The organism is Salinicola sp. DM10 (genome assembly GCF_017306975.2).
Lineage (GTDB): Bacteria > Pseudomonadota > Gammaproteobacteria > Pseudomonadales > Halomonadaceae > Salinicola.
The window spans coordinates 537802-562230 of the sequence record NZ_JAFLEN020000002.1 but is presented as its reverse complement, the minus strand read 5'-3'; the positions used below and the strand labels follow the sequence as shown (position 1 = coordinate 562230).

Here is a 24429-nt window from a genome sequence, read left to right as displayed (position 1 = left end):
TGCTCAGTTCAGTTTGCCGTGCTCAGTTCAGTTTGCCGTGGCACTGCTTGAACTTCTTGCCCGAGCCGCACGGGCAGGGGTCGTTGCGCCCTACCTTGGGCCCTTCGCGGCGTACAGGCGCGTTGTCGTCGCCAGTCTGGGCGGCGGGCTCCTCGGCCCCTTCCGCGGTCTCGCGCGCGGCGGCAACCGCCTCCTCGTGGAGCGACTGGCTGCCGGCCTGTTCGCGCTCCAGCGCTTCACGGCGTTGGCGCTCGAGGTCCTCGACCTCTTCCTGACGGCGTACCTGAACGTGGCTCAGGATGCGCGTCACGTCGTGCTTGATGTTGTAGAGCAGCGACTGGAACAGCTCGAAGGCTTCACGCTTGTACTCCTGCTTGGGGTTCTTCTGCGCGTAGCCGCGCAGATGGATACCCCGACGCAGGTGGTCCATCGACTGCAGATGCTCCTTCCAGCGGGTATCCAGTACCTGCAGCATCACCTGCTTCTCGAAGCGCTGCATCATCTCGCGCCCGATCGCCTCGACCTTGGCGGTGTACTGGCCGCGGTGCTGATCCAGCAACCGCTGGCGCAGCATCTCTTCGTTGAAGTGCTGATCCTGCTCGGCCCACTCGACGATCGGCAGGTCGAGATTGAACTCCTGCTTGAGCTGGTCCTGCAGATTGGCCAGCTCCCACTGTTCCGGCAGGCTCTGCGGCGGCACATAGGTGGAAATGGTCTGATCGAGCACCTCATCGCGAATGCTGGCGATGTTATCGGAGATCTCGTCGGCGGCCAGGATCTCGTCACGCTGATCGTAGATCACCCGGCGCTGATCGTTGGAGACGTCGTCGTACTCGAGCAGCTGCTTGCGGATATCGAAGTTGCGCCCTTCGACCTTCTTCTGCGCGCGCTCGACCGCGTTCGAGACCATCTTGTGCTCGATCGCTTCACCACGCTCCAGCCCCAGGGCGCCCATCAGACGCTGAACCCGCTCGGAGCCGAACAGGCGCATCAGGTTGTCCTCCAGCGAGAGGAAGAAGCGGGTCGAGCCCGGGTCACCCTGGCGCCCGGCACGTCCGCGCAGCTGGTTGTCGATACGCCGCGACTCGTGGCGCTCCGAGCCGATCACATGCAGGCCCCCGGCGGCGAGCACGGCGTCGTGACGCTGCTGCCACTCGGCCTTGATCGCTTCGATCTGGGCCTCGCTGGGCGACTCCAGCTTGGCCACGTCGGCCTCCCAGCTGCCGCCGAGCATGATGTCGGTACCGCGGCCAGCCATGTTGGTGGCGATGGTCACCGCCCCGGGGCGGCCGGCCTGAGCGATGATCTCGGCTTCGCTGTCGTGCTGCTTGGCGTTGAGCACGTTGTGCGGAATCTTCTGCGCCTGCATCAGCCGCGACAGATACTCCGAGGTCTCGATCGATGCGGTACCCACCAGCACCGGACGCTCGGCCTCACGCTGGGCCTTGACGTCCTCGATGATCGCCTCGAACTTCTCCTCGGCGCTCATGAATACCAGGTCGTTGAGATCCTTGCGTGCCAGCGGACGGTTGGTGGGGATCACCAGCACGTCGAGGCCATAGATATGATTGAACTCGAACGCCTCGGTGTCGGCGGTACCGGTCATGCCGGCCAGCTTGTCGTAGAGGCGGAAGTAGTTCTGGAAGGTGGTCGAGGCGAGCGTCTGGCTCTCGCGCTGGATGGGCACGCCCTCCTTGGCCTCAACCGCCTGGTGCAGGCCTTCCGACCAGCGCCGGCCAGGCATGGTACGCCCGGTGTGCTCGTCGACGATGACGATCTGGTTGTCGGCGATGATGTAGTCGACGTCGCGATGATAAAGGCAGCGCGCGCGCAGCGCCGAGTGGATATGCTGGAGAAGCCCCAGGTTCTGGACAGCGTAGAGCGAGTCCTCCTCCTTGAGCAGACCCGCCTCGCGCATCAGCCCCTCGACCTTCTGGTGGCCCTCTTCGGTCAGCTCCACCTGCTTCTGCTTTTCGTCGATCAGGAAGTCGCCGCTGCTCGGGTCCTCCTCGTCTCTGCACTGCTCGAGCCGCTGCGATAGCGTGCCGATGGTGCGGTAGAGTTCGACATCCTCTTCCACCGGGCCGGAGATGATCAGCGGGGTACGCGCCTCGTCGATCAGGATCGAGTCGACCTCGTCGATGATGGCGTAGTTGAGCGGGCGCTGGACCTTGTCCTCGAGCGAGAAGGCCATGTTGTCGCGCAGATAGTCGAAGCCGTACTCGTTGTTGGTACCGTAGGTGATGTCGCAGGCGTAGGCCTTGCGCTTCTCCTCGTTGGGCTGCCCGGAGGCGATCACGCCGACGCTGAGGCCGAGGAATTCATACAGCGGGCGCATCCAGTTGGCGTCGCGGCTGGCCAGGTAGTCGTTGACCGTGACCACATGCACGCCCTTACCCGGCAGCGCGTTGAAGTATACCGCCAGGGTGCCCACCAGGGTCTTGCCCTCACCGGTCTTCATCTCGGCGATACGGCCGTCGTGCAGCGCCATGCCGCCGACCATCTGGACGTCGAAGTGGCGCATGCCGAGCACCCGCTTGCTCGCCTCGCGCACCACGGCGAAGGCTTCGGGCAGCAGGGCGTCGTGCTTTTCACCCGCCTCCAGGCGGCTGCGGAATTCGGCGGTCTTGGCGGCGAGCGCAGCATCGTCGAGCGCGGCGATGCTCTCTTCCAGCGCATTGATCGCCGTGACCTGCTTGCGCATCCGCTTGACGTCGCGCTCGTTCTTCGAGCCGACCAGTTTCTTGACCAATACGTTCAACATGATGGAGTTCCTGCGTCATTCATGGGCGCCTCCGCGGCCTTCGGACCGGCGGTTGCGGCGCTACGGCAAACGGTGAAATCAGACAGGAAGCGGCGGGCCGCGGCGGGAAAAGGCGTCGTGCGCCAGGCGCCGCACCGCGACCAGGGCCGGCAGCACGCCGACCAGGGCCGGCAGTGCCAGCCGCGGCGGCTGCGGGTGCGTGGTCGGCGCACGGGCGACACGGCGGGACTCGGCGCGGATCTCCTCCGGCGCCATCAAATAGACCTGGGCCAGTCGCTCGGCCAAGCGCAGCGCCTCGGCCTGCACCAGTCCGGCTGGCAGCAGGCAACCCACCAGCACGCTGGCCAGCCACCAATGCGCCCGCTGGCGCGGTCGCCAGCGGGCGCCCGTGTGGCCGGTATGCGAATGGGCCGATGTCATGCTGTCGACGAACTCCGCGTCGTGATAGGTTTGGGGGACTTTCCCCACTGCGTGCAAGCCGATGAGTATAAAGGCTAAGCGTTTTCGAGCCCAGTCCGTTTCCCATCTGCTCGGCCAGCCCAGCGGCCTCGGCGACGTGGTGCGCATGGCCAAGCTGATCGACCGCGCCCAGCGCCACCTGCGCCGCCAGCTGCCGCCGGACGTGGCCGAGCACGTGTTCGTCGGCGGCTACCGCGACGGCGTGCTGACCCTGATCACCGATCGCGCCGCCTGGCTCACCTGGCTGCGCTACGAGCAGCCGCGCCTGCTCAAGCTGCTGCATCAGCTACCGGGCTTCGAGGCGGTGATGAAGCTGTCGCTCAAGGTGCGCCCGGTGCGTCCGGTCAAGGTCGCCCCGCGCCAGGTCCGCCATCTGACCCCAGCCGGCGCCAGCGCGCTGACCCAGTGCGCGGCGGGCATGGAGGAGTCGCCACTGCGACGCGCGCTCACCCGCCTCGCCTCCCATGCCGAGCCCGCGGAGTCCGAAGGCGGCAACGACAGCTCGCACTAGGCCAGCAGAGACCGCCCTCTCGAACAGCACGTACTCTCGACTACCCGGCAGCATCCCCGAAAACGAAGACGCCGACCCATTGGGGTCGGCGTCGTCATGGATCGTGGCCGCATATTCGTCTGCGGCGACGATCGAAACACGTCTGTCGTCAGGCCATCGCCGGTGCGGCGTAGGAGATCGGTGCCGGCTCGGCAGCTGCCTCGAAGGTCACGATCTCGAAAGCTTCCGGATGGGCCAGCAGCTCGCGGCACAGCTGATTGTTGAGACCGTGGCCGGACTTGTAGCCACGGAACTCGCCGATCAGGCTATAGCCAAGCTGATAGAGGTCGCCGATGGCGTCGAGCATCTTGTGCTTGACGAACTCGTCCTCGTAGCGCAGGCCATCCTGGTTCACGATGCGATAGTCGTCGACCACGATAGCGTTGTCGAGACTGCCACCAAGGGCCAGGTTCTGCGAGCGCAGAAACTCAAGATCACGCATGAAGCCAAAGGTACGCGCCCGCGACACTTCCTTGACGAAGGAGGTCGTGGAGAAATCGACGCTGGCGGTCTGCTTCTGCTGGTCGAACACCGGGTGATCGAAGTCGATCGCAAAGCTCACCTTGAAGCCGTTGTGCGGCAGGAAGGTAGCCTGCTTGCCGTCGTCGCTGACCGTCACCTCACGCTTGATACGGATGAACTTCTTGGGCGCGGCCTGCTCGGCGATACCGGCGGACTGGATCAGGAATACGAACGGACCGGCGCTGCCATCCATGATCGGCACTTCGGCGGCACTCAGTTCGACATAGGCGTTGTCGATACCGAGACCGGCGAAAGCCGACATCAGATGCTCGACCGTGGCCACCTTGACCCCATCCCGTGACAGCGCGGTGCACAGTTTGGTGTCGGTGACGCTCTGGGCGTCAGCGGGAATCTGCACGACAGGGTCGAGATCGGTACGCACGAACACGATGCCGGTGTTAGGCGCCGCGGGACGCAGCGTCAGATACACTTTTTCCCCGGAATGGAGGCCCACGCCAGTGGCGCGGATCGTGTTCTGCAACGTTCGTTGTTTGATCATCGGCATCGACCTGACAGTCAAATAGTTTGAAAACGGTGTTCACTATAACACCGAACGACCGTTTCACCAAACATATCGACGTGACAGAATGATGAGCGTCGTGTGACGCTCCGTGTTCAGTCCGCCTGGCGGCGCAGGAAGGCCGGAATGTCGAGATAATCATCCATCTCGGCAGACTTGCGCTTCTCCTGGCTCTGCTGCTTTTTGGCTGCGGCTGCTTCCTGCTCGGCGCGGGCTGCCTGCTGGCGCATCACGGCGGGCTGCTGCAGCTTGCGGTAATCGGTCGGTTCGGGACGCGAAGCCACACTTTCGCGCGGCAGCGCTTTTTCTTTCTGCGCATCCAGGCCAGCCGCCACCACGGTCACGCGCAGCTCGTCGGACATCTCCATGTCGATCGAGGTACCCACGACGATGGTGGCGTCCTGGGAGGCGAACTCCTGCACCGTCGCACCGACGTCGTTGAACTCGCCGATGGAGAGGTCCGGCCCGGCGGTGATGTTGACCAGAATGCCGCGTGCACCGTGCAGATCGATGTCTTCGAGCAGCGGACTGCGGATCGCCTTCTCGGCGGCCTCACGCGCACGGTTCTCACCGGTCGCGGCACCGGTGCCCATCATCGCCATGCCCATCTCGGACATCACGGTGCGCACGTCGGCGAAGTCGACGTTGATGATACCCGGGCTGGTGATCAGCTCGGCAATACCCTGCACTGCACCCAGCAGCACGTCATTGGCTGCACTGAACGCAGTCAGCAGGCTGGCGTTCTTGCCCAGCACCGAGAGCAGCTTCTCGTTGGGGATGGTGATCAGCGAGTCGACGTACTCGGAGAGCGCCTTCATGCCCTCTTCCGCCGCACGCATGCGCTTGGGCCCTTCGAATGGGAACGGACGCGTGACCACCGCCACGGTCAGGATGCCCAGCTCCTTGGCCACCTGGGCAACGACCGGGGCGCCGCCGGTACCCGTGCCACCGCCCATGCCGGCGGTGATGAAGACCATGTCGGCACCCTGCAGCATCTCGGCGATGCGCTCGCGATCTTCCATCGCCGCCTGACGCCCGACTTCAGGATTGGCGCCGGCACCCAGTCCCTTGGTGATCTCGCCACCCAGCTGGAGTACGGTCTTGGCCGCCACGCGCTTGAGCGCCTGGGCATCGGTGTTGGCGCAGATGAACTCGACGCCCTCGATGTTGCTCTCGACCATGTGGTTGACGGCATTGCCGCCACCGCCGCCGACACCGATGACTTTGATGACTGCACTACTTGAAGGTGCGTTATCTACTAGTTCGAACATTGCCCCGTCTCCAAGACCGCGTCGCGGCCTGTCAGAAATTTCCTTTAAACCAGCCTTTGAGTCGCGCCAACGCCGAAACCTCGTCCCTGGTTCCGCGTCGGGGAAGAAGCTCTTCCCGTTGAGGCTGGGCTGATACTGCGCGAGCGTGCTTGGCGTCTTGCATGCCGTAGAGTAGCAAACCTACCCCGGTCGAATAAATCGGGTTGCGCACCACGTCGGCCAGACCGCGCACATTGTGCGGGGAAGCGATACGCACCGGCATGTGGAAGATCTCCTCGGCCAGCTCGACCACCCCCTCCATGCGCGAAGTGCCGCCGGTCAAGACCACGCCGGCGGCGACCAGGTCCTCGTAGCCGCTGCGCCTGAGCTCCTCGCGCACCAGTGTGAAGAGCTCCTCGTAGCGCGGCTCGACCACCTCGGCCAGGGCCTGGCGCGATAGATCGCGCGAAGGGCGGTCGCCGACGCTCGGCACCTTGATCATCTCGTCGCTGCTGGCCAGCTGGGTCAGCGCGCAGGCGTACTTGACCTTGATGTCTTCGGCGTACTGGGTCGGCGTGCGCAGGGCCATGGCGATGTCGTTGGTGACCTGATCGCCGGCGATCGGAATCACCGCCGTATGGCGGATCGCCCCTTCGGTGAATACCGCGATATCGGTGGTGCCGCCACCGATGTCGACCATGCACACGCCCAGCTCGCGCTCGTCTTCGGTGAGTACGGCATGACTGGAAGCGATCTGTTCGAGAATGATGTCATCGACTTCGAGACCACAGCGGCGCACGCACTTCTCGATGTTCTGGACTGCGTTGAGCGCGGCTGTCACCAGATGCACGCGCGCCTCCAGACGCACGCCGGACATCCCCAGCGGCTCGCGGATTCCTTCCTGGGTATCGATCGCGAACTCCTGCGGGATGACGTGCAGCACGCGCTGCCCCTCGGAGATGGCGCGGGCACGGGCGGAGTCGATCACCCGCTCGATGTCACTCGGGCCGACTTCACGCTCCTTGATGGCGACCACGCCATCGGAGTTCATCGAGCTGATGTGACTGCCGGCGATGCCGACATAGACGGAATGGATGTCGCAGCCGGCCATCAGCTCGGCTTCCTCGACGGCACGCTGAATCGACTGCACGGTCGACTCGATGTTGATCACCACACCCTTCTTCATGCCCCGCGAAGGATGCGAACCAATCCCGGCGATTTCCAGACCGCCATCGTCCGTGGGTTGCCCCACGATGGCGACCACCTTGGATGTTCCGATATCCAGCCCGACCACCATATTGGAAGCGTTGGATTGTCCTGCCATAGGTCGGGATCGCTCCTCAAACACCGATAAAACCCGTCAAAAATGGGCCAATAAAGATCCTGGCTTATTATAGAAACAAGCGAGCCTTTTTCACCAGCCCATCGCTGAAACAAAAGCCACAGTAAGCCCTTTTTCTACAAAAGGGAAATGGTCGCACCAAGGGCCGCTTTTTTTGTCGCGAGTGTAGCGAGATGGCAACGCCGGTGGACGCCTGCACCCCCGTCATGACGCCGGATGCAGTGGCCAGCGCGGCGCCCGGACCCGATGCGCAAAAGGCGCGTTCGCTGTCAGCACGCCACGTTAGTTGGCTGCGCTGCCGGTGTCGGTCTCTCCGTGCCAGGCCACCGCGACACCGTTGGGATAACGCAGATCGATGTAGCGAATCTGCGACGCCTGAGCCCCCAACTGGCGCTGCCAGGCTGCAATGAAGCGCGCCAGCCGGGCATCCAGATCACTGCGCCCGAGAATCACCCAGACATTGTCGTTGACCTGGAAACGCCAGGCCCCACGCGCTTCGAGCCGCAGCTGGGTGACCTCGAGTCCGAGATCGGAGAGTGTGCGCCGCAGCGAGTCATAGTAAGCCAGCACCTCGCGCCCACTCCCCTCGGGGCCGCCGAGATCGGGCAGGCGCCGACCGAAATCGTCGATCGGCCCGGGCAGGAACGGCTGGCCACGGCTGTTGAGCAGCGCATCATCGTTCCAGCGCGCCACCGGGTCCTGCTCGTAGAGCTCGAAACGCAGCGCATTGGGCCACTCACGGGTGACCTTCACCTCGCGCAGCCACTGGATCTTGCGCGCCTGATCCCGCAGCTCCGGCAGATCGATGGAGAGCCAGGTGTGGCCGCGGATCAGCGGTGCAAGCTGCTGCTGCAGGTAACTGGCGCTGACGTACTCCAGATCGCCGCTGATCGAGACCCGGGCGATCGGCTTGTCCAGCCACAGCCACAGCGCACGCCCACCGGCACCCAGCAGGACGAAGATCATCAGCACGCCGATCAGCGCACCGCGCGCATTGGCGTTCATCGCTGACGCCTCCGCACCAGGCTCGTCAGGTGGGTCGAGCTGTGGCTCAAAGCGTCACCTCGTCGAGATCGAGACCGCTACCGGCCAGCTTGAGCGCGATGCCACCGACGTCGCCTGCGCCCTGGGTGATCAGGATGTCGTCGGGACGCAACACATGGGAGAGCATATCGGGCAGCGCGGCCTTGTCCTCGACGAACATCGGGTCGACCAGACCGCGCTGGCGGATCGAACCGGCCAGCATCTTGCCTTCGGCACCGGGGATGGGCGCTTCGCCGGCGCTGTAGACATCCAGCAGCAGCAGCGTGTCGACTCCCGAGAGCACGCGCACGAAGTCTTCGTAGAGATCGCGGGTACGGCTATAGCGGTGCGGCTGGTAGACCATCACCAGACGGCGCTCCGGCCAGCCGGCGCGCACCGCGCGGATCACCATCTCGACTTCGCGCGGATGGTGGCCGTAGTCATCCACCAGCATCACCTCGCCACCCTGCTTGAGCGGATAGTGACCGTGCACTTGGAAGCGCCGGCCGACGCCGCCGAATGAGGCCATGCCGGCGACGATATCGGCGTCGGCGACGCCGGCATCGGTGGCCACGGCGATTGCCGCCAGCGCGTTGAGCGCGTTGTGCGCCCCCGGCATCGCCAGCCGGATGCGCAGATCGGCATGCCCCTCGGGGCGCACCGCGACGAAGCCGATCTCCCCTGCCTCCTGCCAGAACTCGCTGACGCGAAAGTCGGCGTCCTCGCTGAAGCCATAGGTGACGAAGTGGCGCTGCACCCGCGGCAGCAGCTCACGCACGTTATCGTCATCGATGCACAGCACCGCGCGACCGTAGAACGGCAGGTTGTGCAGAAACTCGATGAAGGTGTTCTTCAAGCGCGAGAAGTCACCATCGTAGGTCGCCATGTGGTCGGCATCGATATTGGTGACGATGGCGGTCATCGGCTGCAGGTGCAGGAAGGACGCATCCGACTCGTCGGCTTCGGCGACCAGGAACTCGCCGGCCCCGAGGCGCGCATTGGTGCCGGCGCTGGTCAGCTTGCCACCGATGACGAAGGTCGGGTCGAGCCCCGCCTCACCCAGCAGCGTCGACAGCAGACTGGTGGTGGTGGTCTTGCCATGGGTGCCGGCGACCGCGATGCCGTGGCGAAAGCGCATCAGTTCGGCCAGCATCTCGGCGCGCCGCACTACCGGCACGCGATGCTCCCGGGCCCAGGCGATCTCCGGGTTGCTGGCGTCCACCGCGGTGGAGACCACCACCACGTCGGCGCCCTCGGCGTTGACCTCGGCATGCCCGATCGCCACGCGAATGCCGCACTCACGCAGATGCTGGGTCACCGTCGACTCGCGCAGATCGCTGCCGCTGACGGTGTAGCCCTCGTTGGCCAGCACCTCGGCGATGCCACACATGCCGGCACCGCCGATGCCGACGAAATGGATCCCACGAATTCGCCGCATCCCCAGATGCGAACGAACCGGACGGCTCTCGATGCTATCGCTCACTTGCTACCTCCATGCAGCCCTCGAGCATGCGCTCGACGGCATCCAGATGAGCTACCCGACGCGCCTGGATCGCCATCTGGGCGAGCACCTCGGGGCGCAGCAGCGCGTCGAGCGCCTGCGTCAGCCGCTGCGGCGTCAACTCGCTCTGCTGTATCAATTCGGCGCCACCGGCCGCGACCAGATGGCGCGCATTGTGGGTCTGATGATCGTCCACCGCGTGGGGGAACGGCACCAGCAGCGACGGCTTGGCCGCCGCGCTCAGTTCGGCGATCGTCAGCGCGCCGGCACGACAGACGATCAGATCGGCCCAGTCATAGGCCTCGGCCATGTCATCGATGAAGTCACTCACCTCGGCGGCCACCCCGGCCTCGCGGTAACCCACCTGGGTCGCGGACTCCTTGTCGCGGCCGGCCTGATGGCGCACCGCTGGGCGGCTCTCGGCGGGTAGCGCTGCCAGCGCCTCGGGCAGACGCTCGTTGAGCGCCTGCGCCCCCAGCGAGCCGCCCAGCACCAGCAGCTGCAGCGGCCGCCCGGTCATTGCCGCGGCATCCCGCGGCGACTCGCCCAGATGCGCGATCTCCTCACGCACCGGATTGCCCACCACCTCGGCACGCGATCCCGGAAAGGCACCGGGGAAGGCGGCGTAGGTGCGCGTCGCCAGGCGTGCCAGGGCGCGATTGGTCAGTCCGGCGATGGCATTCTGCTCATGCACCAGCAGCGGCTTACCGCAGAGCCGTGCGGCGAGCCCGCCGGGGCCGCTGGCGAATCCGCCCAGCCCGATCACCAGCTGCGGGTCGAAGCGCTGGATCACGCGGCGCGCCTGCGCCACGGCGCGGCTCAACCGCCACGGGATCGCCAGCCAGCCGGCCAGACCGTTACCGCGCAGGCCAGCCACGTCGATCTGGTGCAACACCAGCCCGGCCGCCGGCACCAGCCGATTCTCTATCCCCCGTGGGCTGCCCAGCCACTCCACCGTGACGCCGCGCTGGACCAGCGCCCGCGCCAGCGACAGCGCCGGCACCACGTGGCCGCCGGTCCCCCCGGCCATGATCAGGACGCGCTCGAGTTGGCTCATGTCTCGCTCCCCTGCGACTGCCGCGCCGCGGATTCCGACGATGCCTCCTGCGCCGCCGCAGCAGCACGCCGCTGGCCGCGGCGGACCTCGGCGTCGACCCGGAACAGCATCGCCACCATGATGCCGCTGACGATCAGGCTCGAGCCGCCGTAGCTCAACAGCGGCAGCGTCAGCCCCTTGGTCGGCAGCATGCCCGAACTCACCGAGATGTTGATGAAGGCCTGGGCACCGATCACCAGCGCAATGCCGTAGCACAGGTAAGCGGCGAACGGCATCCGCGCCAGCTCCGCCTTGCGGCCGATGCGAAAGGCGCGGAACACCAGCAGGGCGAACAGCAGGATCACCCCCACCGCCCCGAACAGCCCCAGCTCCTCGGCCAGCACCGCGAATACGAAGTCGGTGTGCGCCTCGGGCAGATAGAAGAGCTTCTGCACGCTATTGCCCAGCCCCAGACCCAACCAGTGCCCGCGGCCGAAGGCGATCAGCGCCTGGGTCAGCTGATAGCCGGTGTTGTACTGATCCGCCCAGGGGTTGGCGAAGCTGGTGATACGCTGCAGGCGATAGGGCTCGGCCACCGCCAGCATCACCGCGCCCGAGCCGACCACGATCAGGATCAGCAGAAAGCGCCACAGCGGCGCCCCCGAGAGCAGCAGCATGCCCATCACGCAGCCGGTCATTACCACCACGGCGCCGTAGTCCGGCTCCAGAATCAGCAGAAAGCCGATCAAAGCCATCACTGCCAGCGGCCGCATGAAGGCGCCCCAGGTGCGGCGCACCTCGGGCAAAAAGCGCTCTAGGTAGCCGGCGACGTAGACGATCATGAACAGCTTGGCGACCTCGGAGGCCTGGACGTTGACGATGCCCAGCGGAATCCAGCGCCGGCTGCCGTTGATCTCGCGCCCCACCAGCAGCACCAGCACCAGCAGCGCCAGCCCCAGGATCAGCAGCATCGGCCCCTTCTCACGCCACCACCACAGTGGCAGACGCACCGCCAGCAGGCCGACACCGATCGCCGCGAGCACGAAGATGCCGTGGCGAATGCTGAAGTAGTAAGGGTTGCCGGTGAGACTGGCGGCGATCTCGGTGGAGGCCGAAGTGACCATGACCCAACCGATCAGCATCAGCGCCAATGCCGACAGCAGCAACCAGCCATCGAAGGATTGATGGCGGGTGGTGAAGCGTTGTTCCAACCCTTTCAGCATGTGGCTTCCTGCCCTTGCGCCAGAATCTCGCGGAACGCCGCGCCGCGCGCCAGATAGTTGGGGAACTGATCGAGACTGGCGCAGGCCGGCGACAGCAGCACGCAATCGCCGGGCTCGGCGATGGCCGCGGCCCGACGCATCGCCTCGGCCAGGGTCTCGACCCGGGTCACCGGCAGGTGCCCCGCCAGCGCCGCGGCCAGGCGCTCGGCATCCTGGCCAAAGACCACCGCCTCGCGGGCGTGGCGCGCCAGCGGCGGTGCCAGCGGGGTGAAATCGGCGCCCTTGCCGACACCCCCGCCGAGCCACACCAGACGCCCGGCGAGCCCTTCGCCGACGCCGGCGATGGCGGCCAGGGTCGCGCCCACGTTGGTACCCTTGGAGTCGTTGATCCAGCGCACACCGTGGCGCTCGACCACCACCTCGCCGCGATGAGGCAGCCCGGCGAAACGCGTCAGTACCCGACGCATCGCCGCCCACGGCAGGCCCATCGCCTCACCGATGGCCGCCGCCGCCAGGGCGTTGGCCTGGTTGTGGCGCCCCGCCATGGCCAGCTCGGAGACCGGCATCAGCCCCTCGGTGCCGCGACACAGCCAGGGCGTGTCGGCACCGGCAGGCACCGCCACTCCCCACTCGTCGGCGCCGCCGGGCGCGGCCTGGGTGAAGCGCACGCAGGGCAGCCGGGGGTCGTCGGGCCAGGTGGCACGGTCTTCGGCATTGACCACCGCGCGCTCGGCGCCGCGGAAGATACGCGCCTTGGCGGCACGGTAGCCGGCCATGTCGCCATGACGGTCGAGGTGATCCTCGGAGAGATTGAGGAAAGCCGCACAGGCCGCATCCAGCGTCTCCAGGCTTTCAAGCTGAAAACTCGACAGCTCGAGCACGAACCAGGCCGCCTCGGGCCGGTCGAGCAGCAGATCCAGCGCCGCCTCGCCGAGGTTGCCGCCCACGGCGACGTCGAGCCCCGCCTCCTGCGCCATCTCGCCCACCAGCGTGGTCACCGTGGACTTGGCGTTGGAGCCAGTGATCGCCACCAGCGGTGCCTGACAGTAGCGCCGGAACAGCCCGATCTCACCCACCAGCTTGTGCCGATAGGGCGCAAGACCGGCGCCAACGGTATCCACCCCCGGGCTCACTGCGATCTCGCTGAAGGCGTCCAGATCCAGCGTCTCGAGAGCGCCCAGGTGCAGCGACACCTCGGGGAAGTCGGCGCGGAAGGCTTCCAGGCCCGGCGGCGCGCTGCGCGTATCCGCCATGACGAAGGCTTCGCCCCGCGCGCGCAGAAAGCGCGCGATGGCGCGCCCGGAGATACCCAGGCCCACCACCAGACGCGGGCCGGCCGGCAGGTCGTTGGCACGCTGCGATATCGAGCTCATGGGATCAGCGCAGCTTGAGTGTCGCCAGCCCCAGCAGGACCAGCATCACGGTGACGATCCAGAAACGCACGATGACGCGCGGTTCGGGCCACCCCTTGAGTTCGAAATGGTGATGCAGCGGCGCCATGCGGAAAATGCGCCGCCCGGTCAGCTTGTAGGAGCCCACCTGCAGGATCACCGAGACTGTTTCCATCACGAATACCCCGCCCATGATGAACAGCACGATCTCCTGGCGCACGATCACCGCGACCACGCCCAGCGCGGCACCCAGTGCCAGGGCGCCCACATCCCCCATGAACACCTGGGCCGGATAGGTGTTGAACCACAGAAAGCCGAGACCGGCCCCGGCGATGGTGCCGCAGAAGACCGCCAGCTCGCCGGCCCCGGGCACTTCGGGAATGTGCAGATAGTTGGCGAATACCGCATTGCCGCTGGCGTAGGCGAACACCGCCAGCCCCATCGATACCAGCACGGTGGGCATGATCGCCAGCCCGTCGAGCCCGTCGGTCAGGTTGACCGCATTGGAACTGCCGACGATGACCAGATAGCTGAGCACCACGAAGAAGCCGCCGAGGGGAATCACCACATCCTTGAACAGCGGCACGATCAGGCTGATCTCGACCGGGCTGGCGGCGGTGAAGTAGAGCACCAGCGCCGCGCCGAGGCCGATCACCGACTGCCAGAAGTACTTCCAGCGTGCCGGCAGGCCGCGCGGATTCTTCTCCACCACCTTGCGGAAGTCATCGACCCAGCCGATCGCGCCGAAGCCCAGCGTGACCGCCAGTACCAGCCACACGTAATGGTTGGTCAGATCGCCCCACAGCAGCGTGCTCACGGCGATCGAGATCAGGATCAGCGCACCACCCATGGTCGGGGTGCCGGCCTTGGAAAGATGCGACTGGGGGCCGTCGTCGCGTACCGCCTGACCGATCTGGCGCTCGACCAGGCGCTTGATCATCTGCGGCCCCATCCACAGGCTCAGAAAGAGCGCCGTCAGCGTCCCCAGGATGATGCGCAGGGTGAGATATCCGAAGACGTTGAAGGCACTTTGAAAATGCGTCAGCAGTTCAGCCAGAAAAAGCAGCATGAGTCCGATTCACCTTGAGGCGTCGTCACGCAGCGCGGTCACGAGTCGTTCCATGCCGGCACTGCGCGATCCCTTGACCAGTACGCTGGCGTGGGAAGGCAACTGATCACGGGCGAAGCGCTCGAGCGCCGCCCAGTCGTCGAAATGGTGGCCTTCGTCACCGAAGGCCTCGGCTGCGGCACGTGCGGGTTCGCCGAACGTGCCCAGACAATCGATACCGAGATCGCGCGCGGTGCGCCCCACCTCGGCGTGCAGCGCGGCCGACTCAGCGCCCATCTCCCCCATCGCGCCGAGGAAGCACCAGCGCGGTGCCGGCAGGGTCACCAGGGTCTCCAGCGCGGCGCGCATGGCGCCGGGGTTGGCATTGTAGCTGTCGTCGATCAGGCGGCTGCCGCGCACGCCCGCCACCACCTGCATGCGCCCGCTCAGCGCGGTGGTGGCGACGAGCCCGGCGACGATCTCGTCCGGCGTGAAACCCAGGGCATGGGCCGCCGCCGCCGCCACCAGCGCATTGCGCACGTTGTGGCGTCCGATCAGCGCCAGCTTCACCGTCAGCCCCGGGGCGTCCGGCAGCGAGAGCGTGAAAGCATACCGCCCGGCGTCATCACAGACCAGATCGTGGGCGGTGACCGCGGCCGCGGCGTCGATGGCGATATCGAGCACGCGAGCGCTGCCCGCCAGCGCCCGCCATACCGGAAAATAGTGTTGCTGGCGGTCGAGCACGGCGACACCTTCGCTGCCCAGGCCAGCGAGGATCTCGCCCTTGGCCTGGGCGATCTGCCCCATGCCGCCGAACTCGCCCACATGCGCGCCGGTGACGTTGGTGATGATCGCCACCTGCGGCCGGGCCAGCGCCGTGGTCCAGGCGATCTCACCGAGATGATTGGCACCCAGTTCCACCGCGGCGTAGCGATGATTCGCGCGCAGCCCCAGCAGGGTCAGCGGCGCGCCGATGTCATTGTTGAGATTGCCTCGGGTGGCCAGGGTCGGGGCGCGTCGGGAGAGAATCGCCGCGAGCAGCTCCTTGACCGTGGTCTTGCCGCTGTTGCCGGTGACCGCCACCAGCTCGCCCGCCCAGGACAGACGGTGAGCGCGCGCCAGCAACCCCAGCGCCAGGCGAGTATCCGGCACCACGATCTGCGCCAGTGGGTCGGCCACCGGGTGGGCGACCACCGCCCCCACCGCACCACGCTCGCGCGCCGTGGCGAGGAAGTCGTGCGCATCGAAGCGCTCGCCCTTGAGCGCCACCAGCAGGTCCCCCGGAGCCAGCTCGCGGGTGTCGGTGACTATCCGTTCGACCGCGCGATCGGCGGCGCCATCCGGAGCAACCCCGGGCGCCCCCAGGGCCGCGGCAATGGCGTTCAGACTCAGGTTCACGCCCGGGCCTCCCGTAGCGCGCACGCCGCCCGCGCCTGCTCAAGATCGTCGAACGGATGGCGCACCCCGGCGATCTCCTGATAATCCTCGTGCCCCTTGCCGGCGATCAGCACGATGTCGTGGGGCCCGGCCTCGGCGATCACCCGCCGGATCGCCTCGCCACGACCATCGATCGCCCAGACCTCGGCTGCCGCCGTGGGCGATAGGCCGGCGACGATCTCGGCGCGGATGGTCGCCGGATTCTCGCTGCGCGGGTTGTCGTCGGTCACCACCAGGCGGTCGGCATGGCGCTCGGCGACCGCCGCCATCAGCGGGCGCTTGCCGCTGTCACGGTCGCCGCCGCAGCCGAATATGCACCACAGCCGGCTGTCCGCCTGGGCCGGCAGGTGATCACGCAGCGCGGTCAGGGCATTGTCCAGCGCATCCGGCGTATGCGCGTAGTCGATCACCACGCTGGGCAGCTCGCTATCCGGCTCGCGTGGCAACCGCTGCATGCGCCCGGGGACCGGCGACAGCGACTGTGCCGCCGGCCACAGCGTCGCCAGCGGCACGCCCAGGCCATAGAGCGTGGCCATCGCCAGTAGCGCATTGTCGAGATTGAAGCGCCCCATCAGCGGCAGCTCGAGCAGGTGCTCGTCTTCCGGCGAGGCGACCACCGCGTGGAGCCCCTGCGGCAGCGTCTCGCAGCCGGCCACGCGCAGCGTGGTCGCCTCGGCCGTGCCGGTCGCCAGCACGCGCACGCCGGGGGCCAGCCCCGCCAGCATCAGCCGCGTCAGCGGATCGTCGGCGTTGACCACCGCCAGCCGCAGCCCCTCGCGGCGGAACAGCTTGGCCTTGGCCGCGGCGTAGGCGGCCATGCTGCCGTGATAGTCGAGATGGTCACGACTCAGATTGGTGAAGACCGCGACCGCAATCGGGGTATCGCCGAGACGCTCCTGGGCCAGGGCGTGGGAGGAGACCTCCATGGCCACACTCTCGACCCCCTCGCTGGCGAGCTCGCCCAGCATCTGCTGCAGTTCGAGCGGCCCCGGCGTGGTCTGACGCGCCGCCTTGAGCCGCTGCGGGCGGCCATAGCCGAGCGTGCCGATCACCGCTGCCGGGCGCCCCACGGCCTCCAGCAGGGTGGCAATATAGTGGGTGACCGAACTCTTGCCGTTGGTGCCGGTGACGCCGATCAGCGTCAGGCTATCGGGCACCGCGAACAGCCGGCGGCCGAATTCGGACTGTCGCTCGGTGAGCCCCGGCAGCGCCAGCACGCGGGCGTCGTCATGCCACGCAGTATCCAGCCCGTCGGCCTCGGCCAGCACCAGCGCCGCGCCCTGCTCGAGCGCCGCGGCAATGAACTCGCGCCCGTCGCGCGCCACCCCGGGCAGCGCGACGAACAGCTCGCCGTCGCTCACCCCGCGGCTGTCGAGCGCCAGCGCCACGCTGTCGGCCCCGGCCAGACGTCGGCGCAGCGGCGCCAGGTCGGCTTCCGGCCACAGCGACGCGAGCGCCTGGATCAGACGCGAGACATCGGCTTGGAGTGTCATGGGGCCGTCTCCTCCTCGGGCTGGTCCGGCGGTACGTCGAGCAGGCGCAGGGCGCTGCCGACCACGCGGCTGAATACCGGCGCGGCAACCAGCCCGCCGTAGTAGTCGCCCTTCTTGGGATTGTCGATCATCACCACGGTGACGATGCGCGGGTTGGTGGCCGGAGCGATACCGGCGAACAGCCCACGGTAGGCGGTCTTCTGATAGCCGGTACTAGTGACCTTGCGCACCGTACCGGTCTTGCCCGCGATCTGATAGCCGGGAACCATTGCCAGATGGCCGCCGGCATTGGGCTTGACGATCTGCTCCATCATCTCGAGCAGCTCATGCGCCACCTTGGGGGTCATCACCTGGTCGCTCTCCGGCTCGCCGCTGAGCTTGAGCAGCGAGGGATGCAGACGCTTGCCGTCATTGGCGATCGCGGTGTAGGCGCTGGCCAGCTGCAGCGGCGTGACCGCGATCCCGTAGCCGTAGGCCATCGCCGCCTGGGCGCTGCGCGGCAGATTGGTCAGCGACGGTAGACTACCGCTGTTCTCGCCCGGGAAGCCGGTACCCGGCGACTGCCCCAGACCGAGCTGGCGATAGCGATTCCAGATGGTGTCCTTGGGCAGCGACAGCGCAATGTGCGCCATGCCGATGTTGGAGGAGTGCAGCAGAATGCCCGCCGGCGTGAGCTTGCCGTAATTGCGGAAGTCGCGAATGGTATAGCCGTCCACCACCATCCAGCCGGGCGAGGTATCGATGACACTCTGCGGGGTGTACTCGCCGGAGGCCAGCGCCGCCGACATCGCCAGCGGCTTCATCACCGAGCCCGGCTCGATGGCATCGGTGATCGCCTGGTTGCGCAGTCCGCGCACGTCGACGTCGGAGCGGTTGTTGGGGTTGTAGGAAGGCAGGTTGGCCATCGCAAGCACCTCGCCGGTGTGGGCATCGAGCATCACCAGCGAGCCGCCGTCGGCATCGTTCTCGCGCACCCCGGCCGCCAGCTCGCGGTAGGCCATGTACTGCAGGCGCAGGTCGATCGACAGTTTGAGGTCACCGCCGGGCCGGGCATCCTTGATCAGGTGCAGATCGCGAACCAGCCGTCCCTTGCGGTCCTGCAGCACTCGCCGCTTGCCTGGCTCGCCGGTCAGATAGCGGTTGTAGGCGAGTTCGAGCCCCTCCTGGCCGCGGTCGTCGACATTGGTGACCCCGACCAGTTGCGCCGCCACCTCACCCGCCGGGTAGTAGCGCTTGTATTCGTCGCGCGCGTAGACCCCGGGCATCTGCAGGTCGATCGCCGGCTGCGCCTGCGCCGGGGTGAGCTGACGCCGCAGATACATGAACTCCTTCTGGGCGTAGCGGCCGACGCGGTCGCGCAGCTCCTGCGGATCGACCTTGAGCGCCTGAGCCAGCAGGGTGAGCTGGATCGGATCCGTGGGCAGCTCCTGCGGGTTGGCCCACAGCGTGACCACCGGGGTCGAGATCGCCAGCGGATCGCCGTTGCGATCGCTGATCATGCCGCGGTGGGCACCGATCGACTCTACCCGCAGGGTGCGTGCATCACCCTGATTCTGCAGGAAGCTGCGGTCGATCACCTGCAGATAGACCACCCGCCCCACCAGCGCGGCGAGCGCAACCAGAATGACGCCCAGCATGAACCAGTAGCGCCCGCCCCCCAGCGGCGCGCCGGGGGCACGCGACTTGGGTGTGGCGGTGCGTCGGCGCGTGGCGCTCATGGGGTAATGACCTTGACGTCACCCACGCTCGGCACGCGCATGTCCAGGCGCTTGCTGGCGAGCGCCTCGATACGCGCCGGCGACGACCAGGTGCTCTCCTCCAGCAGCAGGCGCCCCCACTCGGTCTGCAGCGCATCGCGCTGGTTCTCGAGCTTCTGCAGCCGGGCGTACTGCAACCGGGTGAGGTGGGACGTGCTGATGATCGCCAGCGCGCTGGCGAGGAGAGCGACGATGAGCAGGATCAGGATGATCGAACGGGTACCCGTACGGCGGGCGAATGGCCAGTCCCCAAAGAGAGGGGGCCTGCGTCTTCCTTGAACGGCCATGGAACTCCTTTACGCCAACTTCTCGGCGATGCGCATCACCGCGCTGCGCGCACGGGGGTTGCCATCGACTTCGCGCTCGCCGGGGCGCATTGCCTTGCCCACCGGCTTGAGCCGCTTGTTGAGCTGATCCTCGCGTATCGGCATGCCGCGGGGCAAGTGGGTGTCGCCGCGGGCCTGATCGCGAATGAAGCGCTTGACCAGCCGATCCTCGAGCGAATGAAAACTGATCACCACCAGGCGCCCGCCCGGGGCCAGGGTCTCCAGCGCCGCGCTCAGCGCGCGCTCGAGCTGGCCCAGCTCATCGTTGAGATGAATGCGGATCGCCTGGAATACCCGGGTCGCCGGATGCTTGCCCTTCTCCCAGGCAGGGTGCGCGGCCTTGACGATCTCGGCCAGCTGCTGGGTGCGCGCGATCGGCGCCTCACGCCGCGCCGTGGCGATGGCCCGCGCGATGCGCTTGGCGAAGCGCTCCTCGCCGTAGGTCTTGAACACCCGCGCCATCTCCTGCTCGTCGCTGTGCGCGATCCAGGCGGCAGCACCGACCCCGGAGTCGGGGTCCATGCGCATGTCCAGGGGGCCATCACGCAGGAAGCTGAAGCCACGCTCGGGGTCGTCGAGCTGCGGCGAGGAGACACCGACGTCGAGCAGCACGCCATCGAGCCGGCCGGCCAGCCCTGCGGCTGCGGCATGCCGATCCAGCTCGGCGAAGACCCCGGGGCAGATCTCGAAGCGCGGGTCGGTGATCGCCGCGGCCGCGGCCAGCGCGGCGGGGTCACGGTCGATCGCCAGCAGCCGCCCTTCTGGGGCCAGGCGCTCGAGAATCGCGCGTGAGTGGCCGCCGCGCCCGAAGGTACCATCCAGGTAGCAACCGTGCGGCGAGCGCACCAGCGCATCGACGGCGCCATCGAGCAGCACACTGGTGTGGCGGTAGTCCGGCGAGCCGGCCGCGCCATCGTCGGGTGCCTGTGGAGCCTTGTCGCGGTGCAGCATGCGGATCTCGGTATTCGAACGGCGGAGAAAAGAGGTGGGAGTCGGCCGATAAGCCGGGTTCTGTCGAGGACAGTCATTCATCTAGGAGGCACGTCGCCATGCCTCTCGAGCAACCTACCCGGATCCAGCGCGGGCCGCGCCGAAGGATCCCTATTTGGTCTTGCTCCAGGTGGGGTTTACCGTGCCACGCACTGTTACCAGGCGCGCGGTGCGCTCTTACCGCACCCTTTCACCCTTACCGGCCGCCGAAGCGGCTTAGGCGGTCTACTCTCTGCTGCACTGGCCGTCGGCTTGCGCCGCCCAGGCGTTACCTGGCACCTCGCCCTATGGAGCCCGGACTTTCCTCCCCCGGATCAACCGGCGGCGACTGTCTGGCCAACTCCCAAGCGCGCAAGAATAGCAGCACCCCCTGCCCCTCTCAACAGTGGGCTTGAACCATCGATCCGCAGCGCAAAACCTGTCGCCGAACGACGACGCACCAAGCGCCTCTCAATCTGCATCGGACTGCTGCGCCAGGGCCAGCTGATACCACTGCTTGCGCCGCCCACCGAGCACCTTGGTCGCCACCGCCGCCGCACTCTTGACGCCGACGCCTTCGGCCAGCATCGCGGCGATCAGCGCCTCGCCCTCAGCGGTGTCCGTAGCGCGCCCGGCGGGCTCGGCCCCGGCCACCATGACCACGAATTCGCCGCGGGTCTGGTCCGGGTCCGCCGCCATGCGCGCCAGCAGCTCCTCGGGCGTACCCTCGAGCAGCGTCTCGAAGGTCTTGGTCAGCTCCCGCGCCAGCACCACCCGACGCGCGCCCAGTGTCGCTTCCAGGTCGGCGAGCAGATCGCGAATCCGGTGCGGAGACTCATAGAAGACGCGCGTCTCGGTGCGCTCGGCATCCGCTTCCAGCTGGCGCCGGCGCGCTGCTGACTTGGCCGGCAAAAAACCCTCGAACAGGAAGCGGTCGGTGGGCAACCCGGCCACGCTGAGCGCGGCCACCAGCGCGCAGGCGCCGGGCACCGGCACCACCCGGAAACCGCTGCGCCGCAGCTCGCGCACCAGCACGAATCCGGGATCGGAGATCAGCGGCGTGCCGGCATCGCTGACCAGCGCCAGCCGCTCGCCCGCCGCCAGCCGCTCGCGCAGCCACTCGGCGCGAGCGGCCTCGTTGTGCTCGTGCAGCGAGACCAGCGGGCGCTCGATCCCCAGGTGGCGCAGCAGGCGCTGGGTATGCCGAGTATCCTCCGCGGCGATCCGATCGACCTCGCCCAGCACCCGCGCGGCGCGGGCGCTCAGGTCCTCGAGATTCCCAATCGGCGTGGCGACCACGTACAATACGCCTTCATTTGTCTCGCTCATTCGGTAACATCCGGGTTGCGGTGCATGGGAAAATCCGACGCCGCGAGCGCCCCGCCTTCATCGCGAGGGCTCGGCAGCGAGAGTTCAGGGAGTCGTTCCGACGGCCGCCGCCGCTGGCCGGCAGTCACCAGCGGGACGAGGGAACCGAGACCGGCCGCCGTCACCGCCAATGGGGCGCGACAGCGCACGGCCTCTCAAATACGGAAAAGGGACAGACACTATGCGTTACGCCCTGCGGCGACTTCTCCTGCCGGCGATGGCAGCCTTGATCCTGGCCGGCTGCGCCGGACCCGGCATGATGCCGGGCAGCAGCGGCCCCGACGCGCAGACGCTGCTCGACCAGGCCCGCAGCCAGAGCGGCCAGCAGGCCGCGGCCTCGCGCCTGCAGGCGGCGGAGATTCTAGCACGCCAGGGGGACACCCGGCAGGCACTCGAGATCGTGAGCCAGGTCGACGGCAGCCAACTCGACCCCGCCCTGCGCGTGCGCTGGGCGCTGGTGATGTCGGACGCCGGCCTTGCCGAGAAGGATGGCTGGAGCGTGGTCCGCGCCACCGACATCCTCGACAGCGGCATCGCCATCCCCAGCGCCGACGCCCAGACGCTGCGCTATCGCCGCGGCATCGCGCTCGACATGATCGGCGAGCCGGAGGCCGCAGCCGACCTGCTCATCGGCCTGCAGCGCGACAACGCGCCGTATGAGCTCAACGACGAGATCTGGAAACCGCTGTCACGCCTGAGCCCCGCCGGTCTCGACAAACTCGCCGCCAGCAGCAACGACACGCTCACCCAGGGCTGGGTGGCCCTGGCACGCCTCTACCGCAGCGCCAGCGGCGATGTCGCGGGCCTGTTCGACCGTCTCGACCAGTGGCGCAGCCGCTATCCCGACCACCCGGCCAATCGCCGCCTGCCGCAGGAGCTCAGCGCCCTGCATCAGGTCGAGGGTCGCGAGATCGACCGCGTCGCCGTGCTGCTGCCCGAGAGCGGCCCCCTGGCCAATGTCGCCAAGGCGATCCGCCAGGGCATGCAGGCGCGCCTCGACGACGCCCGCGCCCAGGGCGAGAAGGTACCCGCGCTCACTTTCATCGACTCGAGCCAGCAGGATATCGATGCGCTCTACGCCCAGGCCACCCTCGGTGGCGCCCAGGCGGTGATCGGGCCACTGAGCAAGGACAAGGTCAATCAGCTGGAGACACGCGCCAGCGTGCCGCTGCCGACCCTGGCCCTGAACTACGGCGAGCACGCGCGCAATCAGGCCTCGGGACTGTTCCAGTACGGCCTCTCCGCCGAGGACGAAGCACGCCAGGTGGCCCAGCGCGCCTACCTCGACGGCCGCCGCCGCGCCGGCATCCTGGTCCCCGACAACGAGTGGGGCTCAAGGGTACTGGCGGCGTTCCGCGACCGCTGGCAGCGCGACGGCGGCGAGATTGCCTCGGTGGTCAGCTACGACCCCTCGGGCTCGGTCACCCAGGCCGTCAGCCAGATGCTCAAGAACGGCCCGTCGAAGCCGGATATGCTGTTCCTGCTCGCGCTGCCCAGCTACGCTCGCCAGGTGCCACCGACGCTCGACTTCTACTACGCCAGCAAACTGCCGGTATACGCCACCTCGCAAATCTACGAAGGCACGCCGCAGCCGCGCGCCGACCATGACCTCAACGATGTCCAGTTCGTCGATCTGCCGTGGATGATCCCCGACGCAGCCGCCGGCGGGGTCGACGCCCTGCCCTACGCCACCACCTATCGTCAACTGGCGACCCAGGACGACCCCGGCCTGCTCAAGCTCAACGCCATGGGCGTGGACGCGCTGGAGCTGGCGCGCCGCCTGCCGCTGCTGCAGGCCCTGCCCAGCACTCAGGTATACGGCGCCACCGGCAACCTGCAGGCGCGTGACGATGGGCGCATCCAACGCACCCTGCCCTGGGCGGTGTTCCAGGCCGGCGTACCCCAGCCGCTGCTCGCCTCCCCCGGTGCAACACTGGGCGCCAGCGAAAGCCAGCCTACGCCTAGCGGCGACAGCGGTAGCACCTCGAGCGCCGCCACCCCGAATGGCACCACCGCCGGCAGTGATGTACCCGGTGACCCGCTCGGCCCGGCCGCGGACAACGCACGCGATGCCGCGACAGACTGACGCGCGCGCCCGCGGGCAGGCGGTGGAGCAAGCCGCCGCCCGCTGGCTGGCCGCCCGCGGCTTGACGCTGGTGGCCAGCAACCAGCACGCCAAGGGCGGCGAGATCGACCTGGTGATGCGCGACGGCGACACCCTGGTGTTCGTCGAAGTGCGCCACCGCCAGCGGACCGACCACGGCCACCCGCTGGAGACGATCACCGCCACCAAGCAGCGCCGCCTCGTCCGCGCGGCGCGTTTTTATCTCCAGGCACAGCGGCTATCATGTCCGTGCCGCTTCGACGTCGTCGGCGTCACCGGCAGCCAGCCCGATCTCGAATTCGACTGGATTCGTGCCGCATTCGACGCATATTAACCGTCCAATAGG

20 protein-coding genes and 1 other RNA gene are annotated in these 24429 nt (G+C 67.4%); 3 read left to right on the top strand and 18 right to left on the bottom strand.

Annotated elements, in window-relative coordinates; all coding sequences use genetic code 11:
- Window positions 1–22: 22 nt before the first annotated feature.
- A complete protein-coding gene (secA, locus tag J0A90_RS11210) occupies window positions 23–2764 on the bottom strand; it encodes a preprotein translocase subunit SecA (RefSeq protein ID WP_207037361.1) in 2742 nt (913 codons plus the stop codon).
- A 78-nt stretch (window positions 2765–2842) separates the two neighbouring features.
- A complete protein-coding gene (locus tag J0A90_RS11205; protein WP_207037360.1) occupies window positions 2843–3184 on the bottom strand; it encodes a hypothetical protein in 342 nt (113 codons plus the stop codon).
- 61 nt (window positions 3185–3245) lie between these two features.
- Between J0A90_RS11205 and J0A90_RS11200 the strand changes: the two genes are divergently transcribed.
- Entirely contained in the window at window positions 3246–3734 is a 489-nt protein-coding gene (locus tag J0A90_RS11200) for a DUF721 domain-containing protein (RefSeq protein ID WP_207037359.1), read from the top strand.
- Between the two features lie 148 nt (window positions 3735–3882).
- On the opposite strand, the gene lpxC is transcribed toward J0A90_RS11200, so the two are convergent.
- The 16 genes from lpxC to rsmI form a co-directional block, all read right to left on the bottom strand.
- Window positions 3883–4794: a UDP-3-O-acyl-N-acetylglucosamine deacetylase gene (gene lpxC / locus J0A90_RS11195; RefSeq protein ID WP_207037358.1), complete on the bottom strand. Its 912-nt coding sequence runs from the start codon at window positions 4792–4794 to the stop codon at window positions 3883–3885.
- Between the two features lie 116 nt (window positions 4795–4910).
- The gene (gene ftsZ, locus J0A90_RS11190) at window positions 4911–6086 is read right to left on the bottom strand and encodes a cell division protein FtsZ (RefSeq protein WP_035473756.1); all 1176 of its coding nucleotides are present in this window, start codon (window positions 6084–6086) and stop codon (window positions 4911–4913) included.
- Between the two features lie 31 nt (window positions 6087–6117).
- The gene (ftsA, locus tag J0A90_RS11185) at window positions 6118–7389 is read right to left on the bottom strand and encodes a cell division protein FtsA (RefSeq protein ID WP_207037357.1); all 1272 of its coding nucleotides are present in this window, start codon (window positions 7387–7389) and stop codon (window positions 6118–6120) included.
- Between the two features lie 300 nt (window positions 7390–7689).
- A complete protein-coding gene (locus J0A90_RS11180) occupies window positions 7690–8412 on the bottom strand; it encodes a cell division protein FtsQ/DivIB (protein WP_207037356.1) in 723 nt (240 codons plus the stop codon).
- A 46-nt stretch (window positions 8413–8458) separates the two neighbouring features.
- A complete protein-coding gene (gene murC / locus J0A90_RS11175) occupies window positions 8459–9868 on the bottom strand; it encodes a UDP-N-acetylmuramate--L-alanine ligase (RefSeq protein WP_207037412.1) in 1410 nt (469 codons plus the stop codon).
- A gap of 34 nt (window positions 9869–9902) precedes the next feature.
- The gene (gene murG, locus J0A90_RS11170) at window positions 9903–10988 is read right to left on the bottom strand and encodes an undecaprenyldiphospho-muramoylpentapeptide beta-N-acetylglucosaminyltransferase (protein WP_207037355.1); all 1086 of its coding nucleotides are present in this window, start codon (window positions 10986–10988) and stop codon (window positions 9903–9905) included.
- Entirely contained in the window at window positions 10985–12190 is a 1206-nt protein-coding gene (ftsW, locus tag J0A90_RS11165; protein WP_207037354.1) for a putative lipid II flippase FtsW, read from the bottom strand. Before ftsW ends, murG begins: the two co-directional genes overlap by 4 nt.
- Window positions 12184–13563: a UDP-N-acetylmuramoyl-L-alanine--D-glutamate ligase gene (gene murD / locus J0A90_RS11160; RefSeq protein ID WP_207037353.1), complete on the bottom strand. Its 1380-nt coding sequence runs from the start codon at window positions 13561–13563 to the stop codon at window positions 12184–12186. The genes ftsW and murD overlap by 7 nt, the downstream gene beginning before the upstream one ends.
- A gap of 4 nt (window positions 13564–13567) precedes the next feature.
- Window positions 13568–14650 (bottom strand): phospho-N-acetylmuramoyl-pentapeptide-transferase, encoded by a 1083-nt coding sequence (mraY, locus tag J0A90_RS11155; RefSeq protein WP_035473771.1) that lies wholly within the window; start codon window positions 14648–14650, stop codon window positions 13568–13570.
- Window positions 14651–14659: 9 nt separating this feature from the next.
- On the bottom strand, window positions 14660–16027 hold the full coding sequence (murF, locus tag J0A90_RS11150) for a UDP-N-acetylmuramoyl-tripeptide--D-alanyl-D-alanine ligase (RefSeq protein WP_207037352.1): 1368 nt from the start codon (window positions 16025–16027) through the stop codon (window positions 14660–14662).
- A complete protein-coding gene (locus J0A90_RS11145; RefSeq protein WP_207037351.1) occupies window positions 16024–17559 on the bottom strand; it encodes a UDP-N-acetylmuramoyl-L-alanyl-D-glutamate--2,6-diaminopimelate ligase in 1536 nt (511 codons plus the stop codon). Before J0A90_RS11145 ends, murF begins: the two co-directional genes overlap by 4 nt.
- Window positions 17556–19277, bottom strand: a complete 1722-nt coding sequence (locus J0A90_RS11140) for a penicillin-binding protein 2 (protein WP_207037350.1) — start codon at window positions 19275–19277, stop codon at window positions 17556–17558. The genes J0A90_RS11145 and J0A90_RS11140 overlap by 4 nt, the downstream gene beginning before the upstream one ends.
- The gene (gene ftsL, locus J0A90_RS11135) at window positions 19274–19603 is read right to left on the bottom strand and encodes a cell division protein FtsL (RefSeq protein WP_207037349.1); all 330 of its coding nucleotides are present in this window, start codon (window positions 19601–19603) and stop codon (window positions 19274–19276) included. The genes J0A90_RS11140 and ftsL overlap by 4 nt, the downstream gene beginning before the upstream one ends.
- A 9-nt stretch (window positions 19604–19612) precedes the next feature.
- Window positions 19613–20593, bottom strand: coding sequence for a 16S rRNA (cytosine(1402)-N(4))-methyltransferase RsmH (rsmH, locus tag J0A90_RS11130; RefSeq protein WP_207037348.1), 981 nt, complete (start codon window positions 20591–20593; stop codon window positions 19613–19615).
- Window positions 20594–20626: 33 nt separating this feature from the next.
- An RNA gene (rnpB, locus tag J0A90_RS11125) (RNase P RNA component class A) lies at window positions 20627–20976 on the bottom strand.
- A 106-nt stretch (window positions 20977–21082) separates the two neighbouring features.
- Entirely contained in the window at window positions 21083–21940 is an 858-nt protein-coding gene (rsmI, locus tag J0A90_RS11120) for a 16S rRNA (cytidine(1402)-2'-O)-methyltransferase (RefSeq protein WP_207037347.1), read from the bottom strand.
- A gap of 220 nt (window positions 21941–22160) precedes the next feature.
- Between rsmI and J0A90_RS11115 the strand changes: the two genes are divergently transcribed.
- Window positions 22161–24065 (top strand): penicillin-binding protein activator, encoded by a 1905-nt coding sequence (locus tag J0A90_RS11115; RefSeq protein ID WP_207037346.1) that lies wholly within the window; start codon window positions 22161–22163, stop codon window positions 24063–24065.
- Window positions 24049–24417 (top strand): YraN family protein, encoded by a 369-nt coding sequence (locus J0A90_RS11110; RefSeq protein WP_207037345.1) that lies wholly within the window; start codon window positions 24049–24051, stop codon window positions 24415–24417. Before J0A90_RS11115 ends, J0A90_RS11110 begins: the two co-directional genes overlap by 17 nt.
- The last annotated feature ends 12 nt before the right edge of the window (window positions 24418–24429 follow it).

What these genes read in the sequence shown, in the direction of transcription:
- secA (WP_207037361.1), bottom strand. Translation starts at nt 2,764, where the DNA reads ATGTTGAACGTATTGGTCAAGAAACTGGTCGGCTCGAAGAACGAGCGC.
- J0A90_RS11205 (WP_207037360.1), bottom strand. Translation starts at nt 3,184, where the DNA reads ATGACATCGGCCCATTCGCATACCGGCCACACGGGCGCCCGCTGGCGA.
- J0A90_RS11200 (WP_207037359.1), top strand. Translation starts at nt 3,246, where the DNA reads ATGAGTATAAAGGCTAAGCGTTTTCGAGCCCAGTCCGTTTCCCATCTG.
- lpxC (WP_207037358.1), bottom strand. Translation starts at nt 4,794, where the DNA reads ATGATCAAACAACGAACGTTGCAGAACACGATCCGCGCCACTGGCGTG.
- ftsZ (WP_035473756.1), bottom strand. Translation starts at nt 6,086, where the DNA reads ATGTTCGAACTAGTAGATAACGCACCTTCAAGTAGTGCAGTCATCAAA.
- ftsA (WP_207037357.1), bottom strand. Translation starts at nt 7,389, where the DNA reads ATGGCAGGACAATCCAACGCTTCCAATATGGTGGTCGGGCTGGATATC.
- J0A90_RS11180 (WP_207037356.1), bottom strand. Translation starts at nt 8,412, where the DNA reads ATGAACGCCAATGCGCGCGGTGCGCTGATCGGCGTGCTGATGATCTTC.
- murC (WP_207037412.1), bottom strand. Translation starts at nt 9,868, where the DNA reads ATGCGGCGAATTCGTGGGATCCATTTCGTCGGCATCGGCGGTGCCGGC.
- murG (WP_207037355.1), bottom strand. Translation starts at nt 10,988, where the DNA reads ATGAGCCAACTCGAGCGCGTCCTGATCATGGCCGGGGGGACCGGCGGC.
- ftsW (WP_207037354.1), bottom strand. Translation starts at nt 12,190, where the DNA reads ATGCTGAAAGGGTTGGAACAACGCTTCACCACCCGCCATCAATCCTTC.
- murD (WP_207037353.1), bottom strand. Translation starts at nt 13,563, where the DNA reads ATGAGCTCGATATCGCAGCGTGCCAACGACCTGCCGGCCGGCCCGCGT.
- mraY (WP_035473771.1), bottom strand. Translation starts at nt 14,650, where the DNA reads ATGCTGCTTTTTCTGGCTGAACTGCTGACGCATTTTCAAAGTGCCTTC.
- J0A90_RS11145 (WP_207037351.1), bottom strand. Translation starts at nt 17,559, where the DNA reads ATGACACTCCAAGCCGATGTCTCGCGTCTGATCCAGGCGCTCGCGTCG.
- J0A90_RS11140 (WP_207037350.1), bottom strand. Translation starts at nt 19,277, where the DNA reads ATGAGCGCCACGCGCCGACGCACCGCCACACCCAAGTCGCGTGCCCCC.
- ftsL (WP_207037349.1), bottom strand. Translation starts at nt 19,603, where the DNA reads ATGGCCGTTCAAGGAAGACGCAGGCCCCCTCTCTTTGGGGACTGGCCA.
- rsmH (WP_207037348.1), bottom strand. Translation starts at nt 20,593, where the DNA reads ATGCTGCACCGCGACAAGGCTCCACAGGCACCCGACGATGGCGCGGCC.
- rsmI (WP_207037347.1), bottom strand. Translation starts at nt 21,940, where the DNA reads ATGAGCGAGACAAATGAAGGCGTATTGTACGTGGTCGCCACGCCGATT.
- J0A90_RS11115 (WP_207037346.1), top strand. Translation starts at nt 22,161, where the DNA reads ATGCGTTACGCCCTGCGGCGACTTCTCCTGCCGGCGATGGCAGCCTTG.
- J0A90_RS11110 (WP_207037345.1), top strand. Translation starts at nt 24,049, where the DNA reads ATGCCGCGACAGACTGACGCGCGCGCCCGCGGGCAGGCGGTGGAGCAA.